Genomic DNA, 19600 nt, shown 5'->3' with positions numbered 1-19600 from the left:
CTAACACCTAAACCTTTCGAGCCGTCTAAGGATATCAACATGCTTAAATTTTATTTTCATCAAACCCCAAACCCTATGAAAGTGGCTCTTTATTTAATGGAGACGGGTTTAGCGTACGAATTAATGCCAATAGATACCATGAAAGGTGAACAGCACACGTCTGAATACCATGCGATTAACCCGAATGGTAAAACGCCCGCTATCGAAGATGATGGCAACCGTGTCTTTGATTCGACGGCTATTTTGATGTACTTGGCTGAAAAAACAGGCAAGCTTGCTGGAAAGGCTGAAGATCGAGGTGAAATGCTCTCATGGCTAATGTTTGTCGCGACCGGCTTAGGCCCATTTTCTGGTCAATCCGTGCATTTTAGACATAAAGCACCCGAAAAAGTTCCTTATGCGATCAATCGATATCTTCGTGAGGCTGAGCGTCATTACGAAGTGCTAGATAAGCATATGGAAGGCCGTGAATATTTAGTTGGTGATGACTACTCTATTGCGGATATCTCCGCTTGGGGCTGGGTCGATAAGGCAACGTTTGTATTGGGCGAAGAAGGGTTAGACAACTACCCTAATCTTAAACGTTGGTTTGCTAGTATAAACGCTCGTCCTGCGGTAGATAAGGCTCGCAATATTGCTAAAGACATTCAGTTCAAATCTGACTTTGATGATGTAGCTGCACGTGCCCTCTATCCACAAAACTTTGCGAAAAACATCGGATAACCCCAAACATAAGAATACACATAAAAGTAGGAATAAAAATGGAAAACCAATATATACCCCCAAAAGTCTGGACACATGATGCAGAGAGTGGCGGTAAATGGGCAAGTGTGAATCGCCCCGTTTCAGGTGCTACCCATGAAAAAGCATTACCAGTAGGTGAACATGCTTTGCAGCTCTACTCAATGGGCACACCTAACGGTCAAAAAGTCACTATCATGCTAGAAGAGCTGCTAGCACTGGGCAAAGACGCAGAATATGACGCTCATATGATTAATATTGGTGACGGCGATCAGTTTTCATCAGGCTTTGTCGATATTAATCCTAACTCTAAAATTCCAGCTTTCGTTGATTACTCTGGCACTGAGCCTGAAACGGTATTTGAATCGGCTTCTATTTTGCTTTATCTTGCTGAAAAGTTTGACGCACTACTACCTAAAAAAGGCAGCAAACGTACCCAAGTCTTTAACTGGTTATTTTGGCTGCATGGTTCTGCCCCATACTTGGGCGGCGGTTTCGGGCATTTTTATGCTTATGCGCCCGAAAAGTTTGAATATGCCATCAATCGCTTTACGATGGAAACCAAACGCCAGTTAGATGTACTCGATAAGCAATTAGCAAAAAATGAATTTATCGCCGGTAATGAGTATAGTATCGCTGATATTGCCACGTGGCCTTGGTATGGCAATTTGGTGTTGGGTAATCAGTATGAGGCCAAGGACTTTTTGCAAGTCGATGATTACACCCATGTACAGCGCTGGGCAAAAGCCGTATTAGCACGTCCAGCCGTACAACGTGGTCGTATCGTTAACCGTACATCGGGTGAAGTCTGGGAACAATTAAAAAACCGTCATAATGCAACAGATATCGATAAAGTGTTACTATTAAAACCTAAATGAGCGGTAAGGTGAAAATTATGAGTGCACAAGCGAAGTTTAATCGTGATGACGTCATCGAAAAAGCCAAAAACCTCTATTGGGAAAAGGGCTATCACGCCACCTCTATGAGAAATCTGCAAGATGTCGTCGATATGCGCCCTGGTAGTATCTATGCCGCTTTTGGTAATAAAGACAATTTGTTTAAAGAGGCATTAAATCGCTATGCTAGAGAAGGTGCTGCCAATCTTGCCAATAGTATTGCGCAAGAAAAGACAGTACTTGCTGGCCTAAAGCGATTTATTCATAGCGTCACTGTTTGTAGTAAAGGCACTGCACCCAGCGGCATGTGTATGGTTGTTAAAACCGTCGGTGAGCTCACGCAAAACGACAGTCCAGATTTGCTTGCTCATGCAACCAGCATTTTAGAACGTGTTGAAGCCTCTTTTATTAATACATTTCAGCAAGCCATCGATAATGGTGAAATTAGCGATAATAAAGATCCAGCTGAACTGGCCCGCTACTTTCAAATTCAAGTAATGGGTTTAAGAACTTATGCGCAAGTCAGTAATGATACGGATGCGGTAGAAAAGTACATTGATGGTATATTCGAAGGTATTCTTTAATAAGGTATTTTCTAATAAGATAAGCACCAGTCTTATTTTATATTTAACGTGTCACTTTCGATCAGCCCATCTACCAAATTGATCGTGCGATCACAAGTCGCTGATAGACGAGGATCATGCGTGACTAAAAGCACGCCGCAATCACGTTCGCGGTTGACCTTGCGAAACAGCTCAAACACCTCAGCAGCTGTGACTGTATCTAGATTACCTGTTGGTTCATCAGCCAATAATAGCGGAGGTTCCGTTATAAGCGCTCTTGCAATGGCTACTCGCTGCTGTTGACCACCCGAAAGCTCGTTCGGCTTAGTATCAGCAAACTTCTCCAGCCCAACTGCAGTCAGCAAGTCACGTGCTTTTTGTATCGCCAACTTATCTGGGCGACCTTGAGTCAGCATCAGTGGCATCAACACATTGTCTAACGCTGTAAACGCCTGAATGAGGTGATGAAACTGAAAGACAAAACCAATACTATGGCCTCGCAAGGCAGTACGTCTAGCATCATCCATATTACTAGTGGCCTGACCTAACAGATAGAGCTCACCACTGGTCGGCTTATCGAGCAAGCCAAGCACGTTTAGCAACGTGCTTTTCCCAGAGCCAGAGGGGCCAATCAGTGCAGCAAAGTCGTGTTTATCAATGCGCAAGTCAATACCATGCAATACCTCAATCTCGTTAGGCTGACCAATATTATAAGATTTTTTCAACGCCTCTAAACGCAGGACTTCATGAGGGTTATGAAAGTTATTAGATGTATTGTCAGACATAGTATTAGGCTCATGATTAAACATAGCGAATAGCCACTACTGGATCCAGAGCAGCGGCTCGACGTGATGGTATCGCGGCAGCCAGAATACCAGTGAGCGTCGCTAGTAGCATTGCCAGCATGATCAAATTTGCAGACACTGGAATATAAAATAAACCTGGTCCAAAAGTATTAAACACCCATACTAGAGCGTAACTGGCCACGCTACCTAGCATTGATCCAAGTAAACCAAAGACTGCACCCTGAATCAGAAAAATTCGTAAGATTTGCTGACGGGTAGCGCCAGTTGCACGTAAAATACCAATCTCTCGAGTGCGCTGCACAACGCTGACGGACAGCACACTCGCAATGCCAAAGGCCACTGAGATAGCTACAAAGACAATAATCATATTGGTAGATAGGCTTTGCGCGGAAAGCGCATTCATCAGTTGCGAGTTGGTCTCAATCCAGCTCTCTGCTTGCAATGAAGTCAAGCGACCTACCTGTGCGGCGATATCTTCTGCCGCAAAGATGTCTGCGACGGTTAAATCAATTACGGTGACCCCGCCTGGGAGACTGAGTAGCGACTGTGCCTGCTTCAAATCTAAGTAGACATAGCGAGCATCTAACTCACGTACACCTAAGTCAAATATACCGACGATATTTACTACTGCACTATTCTGTTGCCCAGTTTCTATGCGCAGCTTACTACCTACTTGTACCCCTAAGTTTTTTGCTAATTCGCTGCCAATCAGCACATCATCAGCGCCTACTCGCAGCTCGCCACTGATGAGATAATCTTCCAGCGGAATGATCTTCTGGTAACGTTCAAGGTCGGTACCAACAAGTGCTACCGACTCTAATGCATCGCCGCGACGGACAAATGCTGGCCCTGATACCGTCGGTGATACTGCCGTCAACAATGGCAACTGATCCAAAGTCGTCGTTACCTGTTGCCAGTTATTGATTGATCGTAGTCGCTGTGGGCGTTTATCTTCTTGTATTAACTGTACAGTACCGACTTTGGGCGGAATCACCCGATTGACTTCATCCGGTGACAATAAACGAATATGCGCCTGAGTGCCAAGGGTGTTTTCGATAAGATTAGACTGCAACCCCTGAACCAGAGCCGTAATAAAGATGATAACAGCCACACCCACTGCTACGCCTACGGTAATCATTAGCGACTGCGCACGCCCCTCGCGCAAAAAACTCATCGCAATGGTTGCTTCAATCCATAGTCGCCCGAAGAAATTTTTCAATTTAATTTCACCGCTGGTTCATTACGGGTAACTGAATTATTATCGTTAGTTGAAACGTTGCTATTTGAATAATTGCTACTTTCAGAGAATGGCATTTCTTGTACTTCAGTACGTACTCGCGCGCCATCAGCTAATGATGAAGTTGCATCAACTAATACTTGGTCGCCAACGTTTAAACCTTTGTTAACTTCGGACATTGCCAAGCCACGCAGGCCTAAAGTTACCTTCTGCCGTTGTACTTTACCATTATGCAATAACAGTACTTGGGCATTATCCTCTTGAACATTCGCTAAAGCATCATTCGGAATCACTAGCGCCTGCTCGCGGCGACCTGTTTCGATATTTACCGATACCGTCATGTCTTGACGCAAAAATTGAGGCACTGGATCAACGCTTAATCTAACCTCGACTGTACCGCGCTGTGAGTCAATGCTTGGTGCAATGAAGTTGATACGAGCAGGAAAAGGTTTGTCTGGATAGGCATCAGTGACGCCTATCGCACTTTGCTGCAATGCTAGCCGTGACAAGTTGCGCTCATCAAGTGGCACCTCAATCTCCGTACTTCCATCGAGCGCAATGGTAAATAAAGTTCGACCAGGCTGCACCAAATCACCAGGCTCTACATCACGGGTCAATACCGTCCCTGATACCTCGCTACGTACTTCAGTTTTATCAAGTTGCGCTTGCAAGGCAGCGATACGCTCACGTAGTAAAACCTCCTCAACGCCGCCAGATGCTAATGCTTCTGCTCGCAAGCGTGCTGCTTTAAGATCATTACGAGCCTGATCTTCCATCTGCTCTGCTTGCTCCATCTCTTCATCTGAGATTGCCGAAATCGCTGCCAACTCGCGCCGACGTGCTACGTTACGAAGAGCTTGCGCTAGCTGAACTTTCGCTTTGGACAAATCCACTACGGCTTGTGGTCGTGTACTAGTTATAAGTTCAGCCAACTCAGCCTCAGCTTGACGCACTTGAGCAGCAACGCCATCTGAACTTAGTACCAGTAATAGATCTCCTTTAGCAACTTGGTCACCTTCTTGTACCAAGCGCTCAAGTACCACACCAGTTACTTCACTGCCAACTTGAGTACGTGACGTCGTTACTACACGTCCGGTCGCTACCACCGTCTGTACCAGTGGCATGGATGAGACGCTGTAACTAGGCAACAACGGCCCTCGCCACCAACGGAATATCACAAAACCAACGGCAAGCAGCAGCAGTACGATAACAATCACATACTTATAGTTGACAGCGCGCAATAGGTTTCTCCAGTTCAAATTAAAAGCAGGTATATCGACGGACAAAGTGGCTTATATGTAAAAATTGTAAATTTAACTGTGTACATAATAAGTGTGATAAAACGTAGATTTTCTTCTCAACCTACTTAGCTAACAGCTGTACACAGCGCTGAATCACTGGCGCATCGACCATTTCACCATCTACTTTAAACACAGCTTGTCCACTGCGCTCATATTCTTCTATCACACGCCTAGCAAACTCAATTTCAGCATCTGTTGGTTGCAGCGCGTTTTGCACAACAACCACTTGCTTAGGATGAATACAGAGCATGCCGGACATGCCCATTTGTGACCATAGCTGTACGCGCGCGCTCAACCCTTTGGCATCATTAAAATCGGGATACACCGTATCAATGGGCGGCGACAGCTGATTGATTTTTGAAGTAAGGATTAATTGATAGCGAATCTGATTGGCGACGATATCTGCCGCAGGCGTCCCTACTTGGACTCCCAGATCATTGCATAAGTCTAGAAAGCCATAACTGAATGCGACCAGTCCTGTCGCTTTTGCCATAGCATCGACTTGATGCAAACCGATGGCATTTTCTATTAGTGCAATGACAAATAATCCGGTTAAATGATGAATGTATTCGATATCTGTGGCCTGTTCAGCTTTAGGTAATATGACGCCAGCAAGATTGGGCATCTGCTCGCATGCTTTTATATCTTCAGCAAAATCAGTACTACCTGCTTGATTAATGCGTACCCAAACTGGTTGATCGTCTGCACTATCATAATATCCTTGCAATGCTTTGCGCGCTTGCCCCTTATCCTCTTGAGCAACCGCATCCTCTAAATCAACAATCACTGCATCTGCACCGCTAGCAAAGGCTTTGCTTACCCTATCTATTCGAGTCGCTGGGACGAATAACCACGTTTTATTATTCACTACATTAGCCATATGAGTGAGATTTTTATTGCTAGGTGCCTGCATGTGAGTGTCCATTTTTTTAAATATAACTGTTTTATGAATGATGAAAATAGAAGAAAAAAGCCAGACAACATAAATGCTGTCTGGCTTTAACCATAATGCTAATACGGTTATTAATCAATACTTTACTGATTTATATAGCTTACAAGAATGCTCATCAATTTATCTGATGATTTTTAAACATTGCCCTGCATGATACAGCGTTAATCCTACTTCAGTAAATCCAGATTTAATTCCTCCAAAAGAGACTTTCGCTTCTTCTAAGGTCTTAAATGGTAAAGGGATACTTTCTCTATTACCCGTCAGTATATAGTCTGCAAAGCACTTACCCATTAGCGTGCCTGTGGTAATGCCGCGTCCGTTATAAGCCGTGGCTGTCAGTAAGCCTTCATCGGGCTCCATGACTCGGAAGATATGATCTTGCGTAAAGCCAAAGCTGCCCGTCCACTCATATTGCCATTTAAATGCTGGCAAATCTGGATAATAGCTTTTTTGCACAGCGTTGGCCCATGATTGGTAAAAAGATTTTGGTTTAAGCTGGGTACCGCCTACCGTTCCCAATAATAAGCGATCATCGTCATCACGGCGAAAGCTAGATAACGCTAGTCGCGTGTCCCATGCGCCTGTCTTATAAGGTAAAATACGATCTGCAGCCTCTCCACTCAGCGGTTCGGACGCAATCTGATAGTAATAAACCAGATAAAACGTCTTGGTAATTTCTGTCCATTCGCCTTCGGTATAGGCATTCGTCGCAATAATGACGCGCTCAGACTTTACGCGGGCTTTAGAAGTCCTTGTGTACCAATGGTCATCTACTTTCTCTAATGCTTCAACGGCTGAATGCTCGTAGATAGTCACGCCAAGATCTGTCGCTACTTTTGCCAGTCCTCTGACATAGGCCAGCGGATTTATGGTACCGGCGCGGTGATCTAACAGTGCTTTATTGATACTTTTGGTACCACAATACTCATGACATTTGTTGCCAGTTAACACCTCAACATTTGCACCGCGACGGCTGAGCTGCTCGTATCTGATATCGACATCGATTTCACCTTTAGCGTTGTGTGCCATGTGAATATTACCAGCTTGCGTGGCTTGCGCATCGATATCATAACGCTTGATTAAGTCAAATACTAAGCTTGGCGCTTGTCCAAGAGCTTCTGTCAGACGCTCGCCTGCCGCTTCGCCTAGTGCAATGTTCAAATCATCGGGACGTGCCCAAGTACCTGCATTGACCAGTCCTACGCTTTTTCCTGAGCCGCCACTACCGATCGTTTGGCTCTCAAGCAAAATAACTTTAACACCTTTTTCGGCCAAATGAATCGCAGCCGATAACCCTGTATAACCGCCTCCAATGATACAGATAGTCGCTTGGGTATCGCTACTCATCTGGCTGTAGGTGTCAATATTGGGCGCAGTCATGTTCCATAAACATTGCTCTTGCAACATCTCATACTCCCTTTATCACACTTCACTAATTGAATTAGCAGAAGAAGTGTCAGTGTCGAGCTTTTCTACGGTTGGCTCTTCACGCGGTATAAACTTATCAAGGAACGCCCATAACAAGCCAAATAAAGGCGACAACCAACAGGCAAATGCAAAAGGTGCATAGGTTAATGTCGCAATTCCAAGCGTAGCCGCGACAAAGCTACCACCCATATTCCACGGGATAAGCGGTGACAATAGCGTACCACTGTCTTCGATAGAGCGTGTTAGCGTTGTGCGCTTATAGCCCATCTCTTTATATTTCTCTTTTAATAAACGTCCTGGTAATACCAAAGTCGTATAAACGTCTCCGATAAGGGTCCCTACACTAAGGACACTACCGTAAGTCGTAAAAATCAGACCTAAGCGTGACTTCACGAAATGGTTGATTTTTGCCATGATGGCTTTTAGTGTACCGTAATGCTCAAGCGAACCAACAAAAGCGAGGGCGAAAATGGTCAAGGTAATGACCCATGTCATCGACATGACGCCGCCCTTTGATAGCAACTGATCAACAACGTCAAAACCTGTTTCGCTGACAAAGCCATTTTGTAAGACGTTGAAAATCTCACTAACACCAACACCTTGCAGAAAAAACGCAATAAGCGATGCCACTACGACGCCACCTAAGACAGTGGGTATCGCTGGCATTTTCATGACAGCCGCGATAACAACTACAAGCGCAGGCAATAAGGTAATAATGCTTAAGTTGTAATTGTCAGCTAGGCTTGTTTGTAAGGCTCGGATAGAAGATAAATCGATACTGTCATCACCATAGCCCATACCAATCCATGCATAAATCGCTAAAGCAGTAACCATCGCTGGCACGGTCGTCGGCAGCATACCTCTAATATGATCCCAAAGCTCAACGCCTGCAGCGGCTGGAGTTAGGTTGGTAGTATCTGACAATGGTGACATTTTGTCGCCAAAAAAGGCACCAGAGACGATAGCGCCGCCTGTAAAGTGGGCTGGAATACCAAGACCCATACCGATACCCATCATCGCGAGACCAACTGTACCGACTGTGCCCCACGAGGTACCTGTGGCAACAGAAATAATGGCGCAAATAATACAAACTGAGAATAAAAAAGAGGAAGGAGAAAAAATACTAAAACCGTAATAAAGGATGGTCGGTACGGTCCCTGCAATAATCCATGAGCCAATGAGCATACCGACACCCATTAGAATAATCATCGCCGGTAAGCCTATCTTAATAACCTTTAAAAACCGCTCTTCCATACCCTGCCAGTCACGACCACGCATCTTCATAAACAAGCCAGTGATCAAGATGCCGCAAGCCAGCGGTATGTGCGGGGTAAAGTCTTTAAATACGAAAAACTGCACCATAAGAATCATGGCAGTCAATACTAGAGGGGCAATATCAAGCAAGAAACTAGAAGACGGACCATAGCCGTCGTTCGCGGGGTCATGCGGTTTGTCATCTATCATAATAGATCTACCTTCCTTAGTAGTCGTCAATAAGTCTTGCAACCAATCCTTAGTTGCTTATTATTTTTAGTCTGCCAAGCCTACGTGGAGTATACTTGGCAGTTGGTGTCCGGCGATTTGTACGTAATGTTTTGTGCTGAGCAATATATATTCAATCAATCTATATAGAAGCTACAAATTAAATCGAAACCTTAATTACTGACTGCACACACTTGTATTAACCAAAGCTAATACCTTGAGCAAGTGGTAACTCTGTCGAATAGTTGATGGTGTTGGTTTGACGACGCATATAAGCTTTCCATGCATCAGAGCCTGACTCACGTCCACCGCCTGTTTCTTTTTCACCGCCAAACGCACCGCCAATTTCAGCGCCACTAGTGCCGATATTGACGTTAGCGATGCCGCAATCACTACCACGATCGCTGAGGAAAGTTTCAGCTTCGCGTAAGTCATTGGTAAAGATACATGACGAGAGCCCTTGTGGAACATCGTTTTGCATCTCAATAGCATCATCAAAGTCTTTATAGGTCATGACATATAAAATCGGCGCAAAGGTTTCGCTTCTAGCAACGTCGTTTTGCTCATCAAACTCTACAATGGCAGGCGTGACATAATAAGCATCAGGATATTTGTCTGCTAAGACACGCTCACCGCCTGTGACTGTGCCGCCTGCTTCTCGAGCCTTTTCTAGCGCGGCTTGCATGTTGTTAAAACTGTCTTCATCAATCAGTGGACCGACCAAATTGCCTTCTAAGGGATGACCAATACTGACGGTCTCATAAGCAGATTTTACACGTGGTAAAATATCGTCTTTAATAGATTCATGGACAAAGAGACGGCGTAATGTGGTACAACGCTGACCCGCTGTACCAACTGCTGAGAATATAATGCCCCGTAGCGCAAGATCTAAGTCGGCTGTCGGCGCCAAGATCATAGCGTTATTACCACCAAGCTCTAGTAAACATTTACCGAAACGATCGGCAACTTTTGGCCCGACAGCTCTACCCATGCGCGTGCTTCCAGTAGCGCTCACCAAAGCCACGTCTTTGTTTTCAACTAAAGCATTACCAACATCTACCTTACCCAATATCACTTGAGATAGATGCTCTGGTGCCTCACCAAACTTTGCCAAGGCTTTTTCAAACATGGCTTGACAGGCCAAAGCGACCAAAGGTGCCTTCTCTGACGGTTTCCAAATTACAGGGTTACCGCAGACGATGGCCAGCGCAGTATTCCAAGACCATACTGCCACAGGGAAGTTAAACGCAGAGATGACACCGATAACACCAAGCGGATGCCACGTCTCACGCATATGGTGACCTGGACGCTCAGAGGCAATCGTCAAGCCATAGAGCTGACGTGAAACGCCGACAGCGAAGTCGCAGATATCGATCATCTCTTGTACTTCACCTAGGCCTTCTTCTTTGATCTTGCCAGCTTCAAACGACACCAGCATGCCCAAATCTTCTTTATGCTCGCGCAGCACTTCACCGAGCAGACGAATCAATTCGCCACGCTTGGGCGCAGGAACGACCCGCCACTCCTTAAACGCTTTTTTGGCATTTTGGATTTTATTATTAACCTCATCGACGCTATCTAAGGTTATTTTGCCAATAACCGTACCGTCTATAGGCGTATTGACTTCAAAATCGCCATGTTGATATTGCTCTTCTTTGACACCCATGGCAGACATGTATTGCTCAATCATACTCAATCCCTTGTATAGTTATTTGTAATATCCTTAATAGATATTTAAGCTACCTTGCAACGCGATAACTTGCAAAATAATAAATTTCTTACAGTCATTCCATTTTGGAATAGCGAATAAATAAAACCGCTATATGTATTTGTTATACATAACAGCCCTTCGGCCATAGCTGTTTTATATACACCCGTACTCCTATACAAAACTGTTTAAAGCATTTATGCAGTCTTTTAAGCTTTGAGCTTGTATCTCTTCATATAACGCCAGCTCATCATAGATACTAGCGCCAAGCGCTTGCTCAAACTCATGCTGATTTGAATTGCCATCATAGTTGCTTTGCTTGCCTTGCTGAAGATTAGATTGAAAAATACCAGCGGCACTAACAGGCAGAAAATCTTCGTAAACGATAGGTTCAATCCGGATAGTGCCTTTCTCAATCAAAGCGTTTACTACTTGTTTTGAATCGACCGTTTGTGCATCAACGGTTTCTAAATGAAGCATAGCACTGTCTACATCTGCAGCATTATCGACTGCTTGATAATAAAAGTAAGCGAGCGCCTCATTATGCATGGCTTGATAATCATCAGGGAACGCGTCGAACGCCCTCTCTAAAATTTGATAATACTCCGAGGCATTGTCTGCGTTCGGAGTCGCGCCTAATTGACTGCGTGCTTGGCTAAGCAGCTCGTCATATAGCGCTCTACCCTTTGGTGTTAATGCCACACCGCGCTGCTCAATCTCACCAAAGCGTGCGGTATGATGACCCTGTTCGTACTCGCCGTTTGGGTTTTTAAAAAGAACAGCTTCCTCTAATGCCTTAAAGCTCGTCTGTCTTAATAAAATCGGACATTCCCGTTTTGGCGGCCCCTCTATAATCGCTTTTGGCGGGATGCCCTTTGCCTGCATGCCTTGCTGTACGGTATCTATATCCAGCGTTCTAGGAGTCAAATGATTGATATGCGGGCCTTTAAAACCGACGACATCGGCAATAAGGCCATGCTGCGCTAATAAGCGCTGATATAGCTCTTTTGAAACCGGCGTTTTATCATGCCAGCGAAAGGTTTCTAAAGCCTCTTTTATAAATTGCTCGCCTTCCTCAGCCGTCAAACCGCTCTGCGCTTCAAAGCGCTCAATCAGGCTAACGACATTATCGGTAAAAATTTGACGGTTGGCTAACGCGGTTATGGCGTCTTGTTTTAATGCTTCATCATTAATCAAGTCAAGGCGCAGTAAAGAGGTAAATACACGAAACGGGCTTTGATTTAATGCTTGCGCATCAATGGCTCGAAAAGCCGTAGAATGAACGGGCACGCCAGCAGGTGCCAAATCATAATAGCCCACAGGGTGCATACCCATGACAGCAAAGAGACGACGCATCATGCTAAGCTCGTCTGCTGTGCCCAATCTAATCGCACCGTGGCGCTCCATACTGAGTCTATCAAGCTCTCCGGTGTGCGCCAATTGCTCTTTAATCTCAGGGTTTTGGTTTAGCACCTCAGTATTCACTTCAGCAACCAAATCAAGCAAATCACCATATAGTGGGACTTCGGTTTGGTACATGGTCGACATCGCCATAGAAAACTCGTGGCGAATATCATCGCGACTTATAAACGTATGATTCACAGATAGACATCCTTGTTAAAATCTCAGAAATTTTATTTGACGCTTGTCACTGATTTGAGCAAAACCCTGCCTGCTCAGCAAACGAATAATAGTCATGCGCTCATTCCTTTTTGTCATTGCCGATAGAATGTTAGATTTAATACATGAGTTAGCAAAGAAAAATCACTCCTCTTTGCTAAGACATATATGTTTACATATTGATTTTCAGTTCAGCGATAAGCTTTAGGAGGCTCTTGAGATAAAAAGCAAGTTTTGAATAAAGAAGGGTCTTTGGAAGAAGTCCTATATAAACTTATCGATAAGGGTAAATATAAAACCATTTCAACGATTAAAACACAAAATCTATCGCATTCTCATGCTGGTTAGAGGTTTCAAGATACGCTGAGATCCATTCTAAAATGACTTTTACCTTGTGGGAACGTCCCAAAGATAAAGGATAAGTTATATAGTAAGAGCCCCGTCCTTTTGATGCATAATTCCATGCTGTCACTAGCGCCCCTGATTGCAACTCAGGAGCAACCAACCGCAGGGGTACGAGTGCGATACCATAACCAAGCAGGGCAGCAGCAATGCACGCGTGAAAAGTATCAAAACGCGGACCGACAAACGTCCCATCGATACTAATGTCTTGTTGTTTAAAATACTCATACCAAGCACTTGGACGTGAGCTCAACTGTAGCAAGGTGCAATCGTCTGCATTGCTCGTACAAAATTTTTTATCTTGATTTTTATCATACAAATATTCTGGTTGGCAGACCGCCACACAATATTCATCAAACAGCTTAATCGCCTCCATACCGCCCCAAATGCCATCACCATATAAAAAGGCAATATCGACGTTTTGATCCTCAGAAAAAAAGGGTTCAGCCAGCTCTTTAATATCTATATTAATCAACGGATGCTCTTGGCTAAACCCTTTTAGCGCAGGTATCAGCCAGCGTGAACAAAACGTGGGATGTGAGACAATTTTGAGCACTTCTGTATTATCACTATGTGACATCAAACTGGTGGTCGCCACCTCAATATGCTTGAGAATCTCTAGCACTTCAAGGTAATAAGTCTTGCCAGCTGGCGTCAATGAAATCCGGTGCGGCGTACGATAAAAGAGTGAAATGTTTAACATCTCCTCTAACTGCGCAACCTGCTTACTGATGGCGCTTTGTGTCATATGCATCTCTTGTGCGGCATGGGTAAAGCTCAGATGCCGCGCGGCCGTCTCAAAACATTGCAGCGCAGTCGTCGATGGATATCTTCTAAACGCAAGGGGCTTACTGGTTTCGGTTTTCATCATTTATAATTTTTATCTCATGTAAATACAAAAGCAGCAAAAGCTGATTGACTATCGCTTTTATTTAATTATGCAAACTGCATAAACCTATTTAAACTGGCAAACGGTTTGCGCATTATTGTGGCGACGCTGATCGTCTTATTAATAAAAACTCTTGTTCAAGTATTAAGATTATATCTCAAATTGAGACATTGGATTGAAGGATTGGACAGTAGGTACTGATATTAAGCCTAATGATTCACGCTCTTTGATAGTCTAATCAAAAGCATTACCTTAAAAAAACATTCTATCAGTCATAAAACGACAGCAAAAAGCCGATAACAAAATAGCTATCGGCTTAATGAAATGAATGACAATAAAATAATTAATAGTTAAATCAGCGGTGAACGCATTTAAGCGTTATTCTTAATGCGGTGCATCAGGCTGATTCATAGGATCTGCATCAAAAAATGCTTGGAGCGTACGGCAGTGCTCATCAATGGCCATGATATTTGGGTAAGGTGTTAAATCCACCTTAAAGCGGCGAGCTGAATAGACTTGCGGGATTAGATAGCAATCTGCAAACGTTGGACTGTTACCGTAACAGAATTTGCCGCGCGCCTCATCTTTTGCCAGTAACGTCTCTAATGCAGCAAAGCCTTCCTCTATCCAGCGCTGACACCATGCCAACACTTCATCCTCGTCAACTGACAACTCATTGCGTAGGTATTGCAAAATACGGCGGTTATTAATCGGGTGAATGTCACAGCCAATCATCGCACTTAGCGCTCGTACTTGCATACGGCCAGCAGCGTCTTTGGGCAATAATGGATTGTGCGGATAAACCTCTTCTAACCACTCTAAAATAGCTGGGCTTTGATAAAGCAATAAGTCGTCCGTCTGTAAGGCTGGTACTAGGCCTTGCGGATTAATAGCTTTAAATACTGGCTCAGACTGCTCATCCTTTGCCAAATTAATAGAGATTGCATCGTAATCTAAACCCTTTAGGTTCAACGCGATACGTGTACGGTGTGAAGTGCCACTACGAAAGTAGCCATAAAGTGTCATCATAGTTATTCTCCTGCCTATGTTATTGTAAGTGCTGAGTTATAAACGCTTATTTATCAATGCCTATTTGTAGATGTTAAAGACAGTTTTTCTATATACCAAACGCTCATTATTACCTATATAATTAGCCATGGTAATAAACCTGTCAAACCTAAAATATAGTCATTTTGAAATAGAATAAGGTCGATTTTCATAGCATCCTGCTAGTATAAATTTTACTCCCTTGCTGTGCCGTTGCAGACCGATGCTTCGGAAAATTCATCCTAAATACTGTATTCTTTCTAAAATGAAGCAGCTATATTGATTATAACTATCAAATCGTTTTTTTATTTAACTGAGTCATCAATGTCATCAACAGAAACAACAGCAAATAAAAACCAAGGTGGCATACAGTCACTTGAGATTGGTCTCTCTGTCCTAGATGTACTCATAGATTACCACGAACCTATGATGTTAAAAGACATTGCTGAAGCGATGCAAATGCACCCTGCAAAAGTACATCGTTATTTGGTTAGTCTCATTCGTAAAGACTATGCACGCAAGCTGAGCGATGGACGCTACGGGCTCGGTAACCGAGTCAATGCACTGGGACACAATAGCTTCGATCAAAACAATATTTTGCAGCGCCTAACTCATGCGGCGACTGAAATCAAAGATACCATTAACTGCGGGGTACAAATCGCTAAGTGGTTTAGTGAAGGCCCTATTGTCATCCATTCTTTTGAGCCGGACAGTCCGATCAGTATCATTACTCGTATAGGCTCACGTATGCCACTGGCGTCTTCTGCGACAGGTAGACTGTTTGCCAGCTATCAGCCTGAGACTATTATCAAACCTTTGGTGCTTGCAGAGTGGCAAGGAGATATTGATATCTTGGCCGTCGTTTCTACTACCAAGCCTGATAACGCTGAACTGTCTGCTAAATGGCAAGCGTTTACTAATCTGCAAACCGATATCCGTACGCAAGGTTATGCCATCGTAACAGGTGTCATGTTGATGGGTATAAATGCTATTAGCATACCTGTCATCAGACCGCAGTCTAAAGCCGTCAACGATAGCAGCGCATCTGCTAACGATGTGCTATTAGAGTACGCCATTACCGTTATCGGCACGCCTGAACAACTGCCCCTAGATGATCAACAAGTAATCGATAAAATTCTATCAATAGCTCAGCGTCATCAGATTACTAAGCGTTAGGCTATTGCTAATAGATAAACTAATGCCAGCCCAACTTCTTTTTAAGCAAAGGTAAGTCTGCGCTCACGTGTGCATAATACATTTTTAAACCCGCACATAGATAGCTCAGACCCACCTCCCCATCTGGGGTCTTTATAAAACGGTGTTTGGGGCAATCTCCCCAGCACAGTGTTAAAAAATCACAAGTCTTGCAGTAATTAGGTAGTGTGCTCTGCTTTAAATACCCAAACTGAGTTTGTTTTTTGCTAAAGGCTAAGTCGCCTTGATGAGTATGGTGAATATTGCCTAACTTATATTCTGGATAAACAAAATGGTCACAGCAATACAAATCCCCATTGTGCTCCAACGCTAATGCCTTGCCGCAGACAGCTGCCGTCGTACATTTTTGCGCGCCTTTATTAAGCATCTGTGAAATGGTGTTTTCAAAATGATCCACAAAGACACGACCAAAATCCAAATATATCCACTCTTGCCAAACTATGGTCAAAAAATCCCCCCACTCTTCAGGAGTGACTGACCAATCAGTGACTACTTTATTCATCGCCGTCGATTCAGATATATCTTGTAGCTCATCTATCTTTTTTAATGAATCAGGCTGCCAATGCAAGGGCGCAACTTGCTTAAAATCTAGCGGTTCAACCCCAGCCAAAAGCTGAATCATGCGCGGCTCAACTTCATCACGTAAAAATCGATAAACAGCTAAAGGCTCCTTGGCATTTGCATCATTGACGACGCATAGCGCATTAAAAGGAATGTGATAGGCTTTTAAGCGTTTGATGGCAGCCATGACCAAATCATGAGTTGGTTTATCATTATTGGTACGGCGGTAGCGATCATGTAGATGCTTGGGTCCATCAATAGAGATACCGACTAAAAAGTTATTGGCTGCTAAAAATGCGCACCACTTCTCGTCTAGGAGTAAGCCATTGGTTTGGATATCATTGTGAATCACCATATCGTCAGGACAGTATTGCTTTTGCAATTCAATAACTCTAGTAAAAAAGTCCAGCCCCATCAAGGTCGGCTCACCGCCTTGCCAAGTAAATACGACTTCTTTGGCACCAAATTGCGCTTCAATATATTGTCTAATATGCTGGTCTAAGGTCTTGTCTGGCATGCGCGGATGCTTAGACTGATTGAGCAAGTCTTGTTTGTGCAGATAAAAACAATAATCACAGTTGATATTACACGCAGAGCCACTAGGCTTTAGCATCGTATGAAAGCGATAAGCAGTTTGCTGAGTGTCGGATATTTTAAGCTTGGGATATATGCTTGGATTTGTTGCGCTGCTTTGATTTACAGGTACTGTTGGGATACGTTTCATAAGTCAGACTCTATAAAATTCAAAGGTGCTTTTTATAAAAAAATGCTTTTTGCAAATTTTTATAATCATAACGGGTCATAATCTGCCATAACATGTTATTTCATAACGTATTATGGCAGATATGATTTTAAGACTCGATAAGCGTAGCAGCGTGATTGTGCTATACACTATTCTTATCTACGAGTAGGCGACACTTCGACCACACCGACGTCTTTAGCATATTTATTATAACTTTCAATCATGCTGTCTAGTATTTTGGGGTATTTGTCAGCGATATTAGTGGTTTCGCCAGGATCCTGCGCTAGGTTATAAAGCTGCCATTGCTGCGTTGGTATGTCACCGTCCTCCAATCCTGAAAACCTATGGGTGTTCGCCAGTGCTTTAAAGTCTCCAAAACGCACCGTTTTAGCGCCGTTCATTTCTAGCACTTCAGCTTCATAAGGACCTCGTGATTGAACGTTGGGCTGCGTCAACTCCTGTATCAACGTTTCACCATCTAATGGCGCTTTACCTTTAGGTGTCGTTTTTTGTACGCCAGTGATATCCAAAATAGTAGGCGCTAAATCCATCAGATTACTGTATTTACCAGATACTTTGGACTTAGGGATGCTAGGACCGCTGGCTATTAAAGGCGAGCGAATGCCGCCCTCAGAGGTATAGCCTTTGAAAAGACCAAAAGGCATGTTAGACGCTTGTGCCCAGCCTAACCCTTGTGACACATAACTATCAAAGTTACCCATATTTTCAAGCGAGTTGTCATGATCATTATTGACCCAATCTTTCCAGCGTCCTGCGGTCTCACGATATTTACCGGCAGCACCATTGTCTGAGAAGAAGAATATGTAGGTGTTGTCTAACTCACCCTTTGCTTTGAGGCTATCTATTACTCTACCAATATTAGTATCCATATTATCGATCATGGCGGCATAGATTTGCATGCGCTTGATTTCTTTTTGTCTCTCATCGACACTATAGCTATCCCATTCAGGTACACTTACCATCGCAGGTTGTTTGGCAGTTTCAGGGATAAAGTTTAGCTTTTTCGCATTTTTAAAGCGTTGCTCGGCAAGCGCACGTGGACCGTCTAGATAATAGTCACTGTACTTTTCTATATCTTCGCGCGGCGCTTGCAAAGGAGAATGCGGGGCTGTGAATTGTAGATAAGCAAAGAAAGGCTTATCGTCTGGACGAGTATTTAAAGAGTCCATCAGAAAATTAACATAAGAGGTCGATGAGTAAAAATCATCAGGTAGTTCAGTAAGCTCGCCATTTAGACGATAGGGCTGATCGCCATCAGGACCGTCTGGATAATTATCACGTTTATAATGATTACCATCACCTTTTAAATACACAAAAGATTTATCAAAGCCCCAGTTAGTAGGTGCGTCTTTGGCTTCGGTACCTAAATGCCATTTACCAGACATCACTGTAAAATACCCTGCTTGCTTCAAGCGCTGCGCAATCGTTAGAGCTTTGTCATTGAGATGACCGACATAATCAGGGTCCTTGTTTTGCTCAGGTGTATTAAATACAAATAAATTACCCAAGCCGACTTCATGCGGATCAGAACCAGTCAAAAAGGCTGCTCTAGACGGAGCAGAATATGGCGTCACCGAAAAGTCGGTGAAGCTTATACCATTCTCTGCTAGCATTTGAAGATTGGGCGTTTGTATTTCGCCACCATAAGGAGAGATATCTGAAAACCCTAAGTCATCCGCCATGATGACTAATACATTGGGTGGTTTTTGCTTATCAGTATCGTTAGTAGGAACAGTTGCTGCATGTCCCAATGACATGCCAGTCAGCATCACCCCTGAGCCTATAGCCAGCTTATTGTTAAAAGTGTTCATTGCTATATCCTTGTATAGTTGTAAGTACATTCCATCGTGTCAATTAATACATTTTTAAATAAGCGCAGGCTTATCAAATCGTTCATCTGATAAGCCTGCTTTTTAACCAAGCAGCACCAAAGAGATCGCTGGGAACGCAACCAGAATAACCAAGCGAATGACATCAGAGACAATAAAC

At 43.7% G+C, this 19600-nt stretch carries 16 protein-coding genes; 4 read left to right on the top strand and 12 right to left on the bottom strand.

Annotation, left to right across the window (positions count from 1 at the left end; all coding sequences use genetic code 11):
• Positions 1 to 39: 39 nt before the first annotated feature.
• Genes ACS8FC_RS11705 through ACS8FC_RS11695 form a run of 3 tightly spaced genes read left to right on the top strand, consistent with a single transcriptional unit; the run spans position 40 to position 2221 of the window.
• Positions 40 to 723 carry a glutathione S-transferase family protein gene (locus tag ACS8FC_RS11705; protein ID WP_439296930.1) on the top strand — a complete coding sequence of 228 codons (684 nt, stop codon included), beginning with the start codon at positions 40 to 42 and terminating at the stop codon, positions 721 to 723.
• A 38-nt stretch (positions 724 to 761) separates the two neighbouring features.
• Entirely contained in the window at positions 762 to 1619 is an 858-nt protein-coding gene (gene yghU / locus ACS8FC_RS11700) for a glutathione-dependent disulfide-bond oxidoreductase (RefSeq protein ID WP_439296929.1), read from the top strand.
• Positions 1620 to 1636: 17 nt separating this feature from the next.
• Positions 1637 to 2221: a TetR/AcrR family transcriptional regulator gene (locus tag ACS8FC_RS11695; RefSeq protein ID WP_439296928.1), complete on the top strand. Its 585-nt coding sequence runs from the start codon at positions 1637 to 1639 to the stop codon at positions 2219 to 2221.
• A gap of 32 nt (positions 2222 to 2253) precedes the next feature.
• Here ACS8FC_RS11695 and ACS8FC_RS11690 read toward each other — a convergent pair whose 3' ends face one another.
• The 10 genes from ACS8FC_RS11690 to maiA all read right to left on the bottom strand — a co-directional run bounded on the left by ACS8FC_RS11690 (position 2254) and on the right by maiA (position 15051).
• On the bottom strand, positions 2254 to 2985 hold the full coding sequence (locus ACS8FC_RS11690; protein WP_439296927.1) for an ABC transporter ATP-binding protein: 732 nt from the start codon (positions 2983 to 2985) through the stop codon (positions 2254 to 2256).
• Positions 2986 to 3001: 16 nt separating this feature from the next.
• Positions 3002 to 4225, bottom strand: coding sequence for an ABC transporter permease (locus ACS8FC_RS11685; RefSeq protein WP_439296926.1), 1224 nt, complete (start codon positions 4223 to 4225; stop codon positions 3002 to 3004).
• Complete coding sequence (locus ACS8FC_RS11680) at positions 4222 to 5484, bottom strand: efflux RND transporter periplasmic adaptor subunit (RefSeq protein ID WP_439296925.1); 1263 nt, start codon at positions 5482 to 5484, stop codon at positions 4222 to 4224. The genes ACS8FC_RS11685 and ACS8FC_RS11680 overlap by 4 nt, the downstream gene beginning before the upstream one ends.
• A 121-nt stretch (positions 5485 to 5605) precedes the next feature.
• Positions 5606 to 6457 (bottom strand): HpcH/HpaI aldolase/citrate lyase family protein, encoded by an 852-nt coding sequence (locus ACS8FC_RS11675; protein WP_439296924.1) that lies wholly within the window; start codon positions 6455 to 6457, stop codon positions 5606 to 5608.
• 159 nt (positions 6458 to 6616) lie between these two features.
• Positions 6617 to 7903, bottom strand: coding sequence for an L-pipecolate oxidase (amaA, locus tag ACS8FC_RS11670; RefSeq protein ID WP_439260913.1), 1287 nt, complete (start codon positions 7901 to 7903; stop codon positions 6617 to 6619).
• A 15-nt stretch (positions 7904 to 7918) separates the two neighbouring features.
• The gene (nhaC, locus tag ACS8FC_RS11665; protein ID WP_439296923.1) at positions 7919 to 9388 is read right to left on the bottom strand and encodes a Na+/H+ antiporter NhaC; all 1470 of its coding nucleotides are present in this window, start codon (positions 9386 to 9388) and stop codon (positions 7919 to 7921) included.
• Positions 9389 to 9605: 217 nt separating this feature from the next.
• Complete coding sequence (amaB, locus tag ACS8FC_RS11660; RefSeq protein WP_439260915.1) at positions 9606 to 11096, bottom strand: L-piperidine-6-carboxylate dehydrogenase; 1491 nt, start codon at positions 11094 to 11096, stop codon at positions 9606 to 9608.
• Positions 11097 to 11288: 192 nt separating this feature from the next.
• Complete coding sequence (hglS, locus tag ACS8FC_RS11655; RefSeq protein ID WP_439296922.1) at positions 11289 to 12716, bottom strand: 2-oxoadipate dioxygenase/decarboxylase HglS; 1428 nt, start codon at positions 12714 to 12716, stop codon at positions 11289 to 11291.
• Positions 12717 to 13044: 328 nt separating this feature from the next.
• Positions 13045 to 14007, bottom strand: coding sequence for a LysR substrate-binding domain-containing protein (locus tag ACS8FC_RS11650; protein ID WP_439260917.1), 963 nt, complete (start codon positions 14005 to 14007; stop codon positions 13045 to 13047).
• 402 nt (positions 14008 to 14409) lie between these two features.
• On the bottom strand, positions 14410 to 15051 hold the full coding sequence (maiA, locus tag ACS8FC_RS11645; RefSeq protein WP_439261292.1) for a maleylacetoacetate isomerase: 642 nt from the start codon (positions 15049 to 15051) through the stop codon (positions 14410 to 14412).
• Positions 15052 to 15396: 345 nt separating this feature from the next.
• On the opposite strand from maiA, the gene ACS8FC_RS11640 reads away from it, so the two are divergent.
• Positions 15397 to 16248 carry an IclR family transcriptional regulator gene (locus tag ACS8FC_RS11640; protein WP_439296921.1) on the top strand — a complete coding sequence of 284 codons (852 nt, stop codon included), beginning with the start codon at positions 15397 to 15399 and terminating at the stop codon, positions 16246 to 16248.
• A 19-nt stretch (positions 16249 to 16267) separates the two neighbouring features.
• Here ACS8FC_RS11640 and ACS8FC_RS11635 read toward each other — a convergent pair whose 3' ends face one another.
• Positions 16268 to 17572 carry an anaerobic sulfatase maturase gene (locus ACS8FC_RS11635; RefSeq protein ID WP_439296920.1) on the bottom strand — a complete coding sequence of 435 codons (1305 nt, stop codon included), beginning with the start codon at positions 17570 to 17572 and terminating at the stop codon, positions 16268 to 16270.
• Between the two features lie 173 nt (positions 17573 to 17745).
• Entirely contained in the window at positions 17746 to 19422 is a 1677-nt protein-coding gene (locus tag ACS8FC_RS11630) for an arylsulfatase (RefSeq protein ID WP_439296919.1), read from the bottom strand.
• Positions 19423 to 19600 lie beyond the last annotated feature (178 nt).

The sequence above is a fragment of the Psychrobacter sp. 1Y4 genome (assembly GCF_051847555.1).
The sequence above is the reverse complement of the archived record's forward strand: the minus strand, read 5'-3'. Positions and strand labels throughout refer to the sequence as shown.

What these genes read in the sequence shown, in the direction of transcription:
- ACS8FC_RS11705 (WP_439296930.1), top strand. Translation starts at nt 40, where the DNA reads ATGCTTAAATTTTATTTTCATCAAACCCCAAACCCTATGAAAGTGGCT.
- yghU (WP_439296929.1), top strand. Translation starts at nt 762, where the DNA reads ATGGAAAACCAATATATACCCCCAAAAGTCTGGACACATGATGCAGAG.
- ACS8FC_RS11695 (WP_439296928.1), top strand. Translation starts at nt 1,637, where the DNA reads ATGAGTGCACAAGCGAAGTTTAATCGTGATGACGTCATCGAAAAAGCC.
- ACS8FC_RS11690 (WP_439296927.1), bottom strand. Translation starts at nt 2,985, where the DNA reads ATGTCTGACAATACATCTAATAACTTTCATAACCCTCATGAAGTCCTG.
- ACS8FC_RS11675 (WP_439296924.1), bottom strand. Translation starts at nt 6,457, where the DNA reads ATGCAGGCACCTAGCAATAAAAATCTCACTCATATGGCTAATGTAGTG.
- amaA (WP_439260913.1), bottom strand. Translation starts at nt 7,903, where the DNA reads ATGTTGCAAGAGCAATGTTTATGGAACATGACTGCGCCCAATATTGAC.
- nhaC (WP_439296923.1), bottom strand. Translation starts at nt 9,388, where the DNA reads ATGATAGATGACAAACCGCATGACCCCGCGAACGACGGCTATGGTCCG.
- amaB (WP_439260915.1), bottom strand. Translation starts at nt 11,096, where the DNA reads ATGATTGAGCAATACATGTCTGCCATGGGTGTCAAAGAAGAGCAATAT.
- ACS8FC_RS11650 (WP_439260917.1), bottom strand. Translation starts at nt 14,007, where the DNA reads ATGATGAAAACCGAAACCAGTAAGCCCCTTGCGTTTAGAAGATATCCA.
- maiA (WP_439261292.1), bottom strand. Translation starts at nt 15,051, where the DNA reads ATGACACTTTATGGCTACTTTCGTAGTGGCACTTCACACCGTACACGT.
- ACS8FC_RS11640 (WP_439296921.1), top strand. Translation starts at nt 15,397, where the DNA reads ATGTCATCAACAGAAACAACAGCAAATAAAAACCAAGGTGGCATACAG.
- ACS8FC_RS11635 (WP_439296920.1), bottom strand. Translation starts at nt 17,572, where the DNA reads ATGAAACGTATCCCAACAGTACCTGTAAATCAAAGCAGCGCAACAAAT.
- ACS8FC_RS11630 (WP_439296919.1), bottom strand. Translation starts at nt 19,422, where the DNA reads ATGAACACTTTTAACAATAAGCTGGCTATAGGCTCAGGGGTGATGCTG.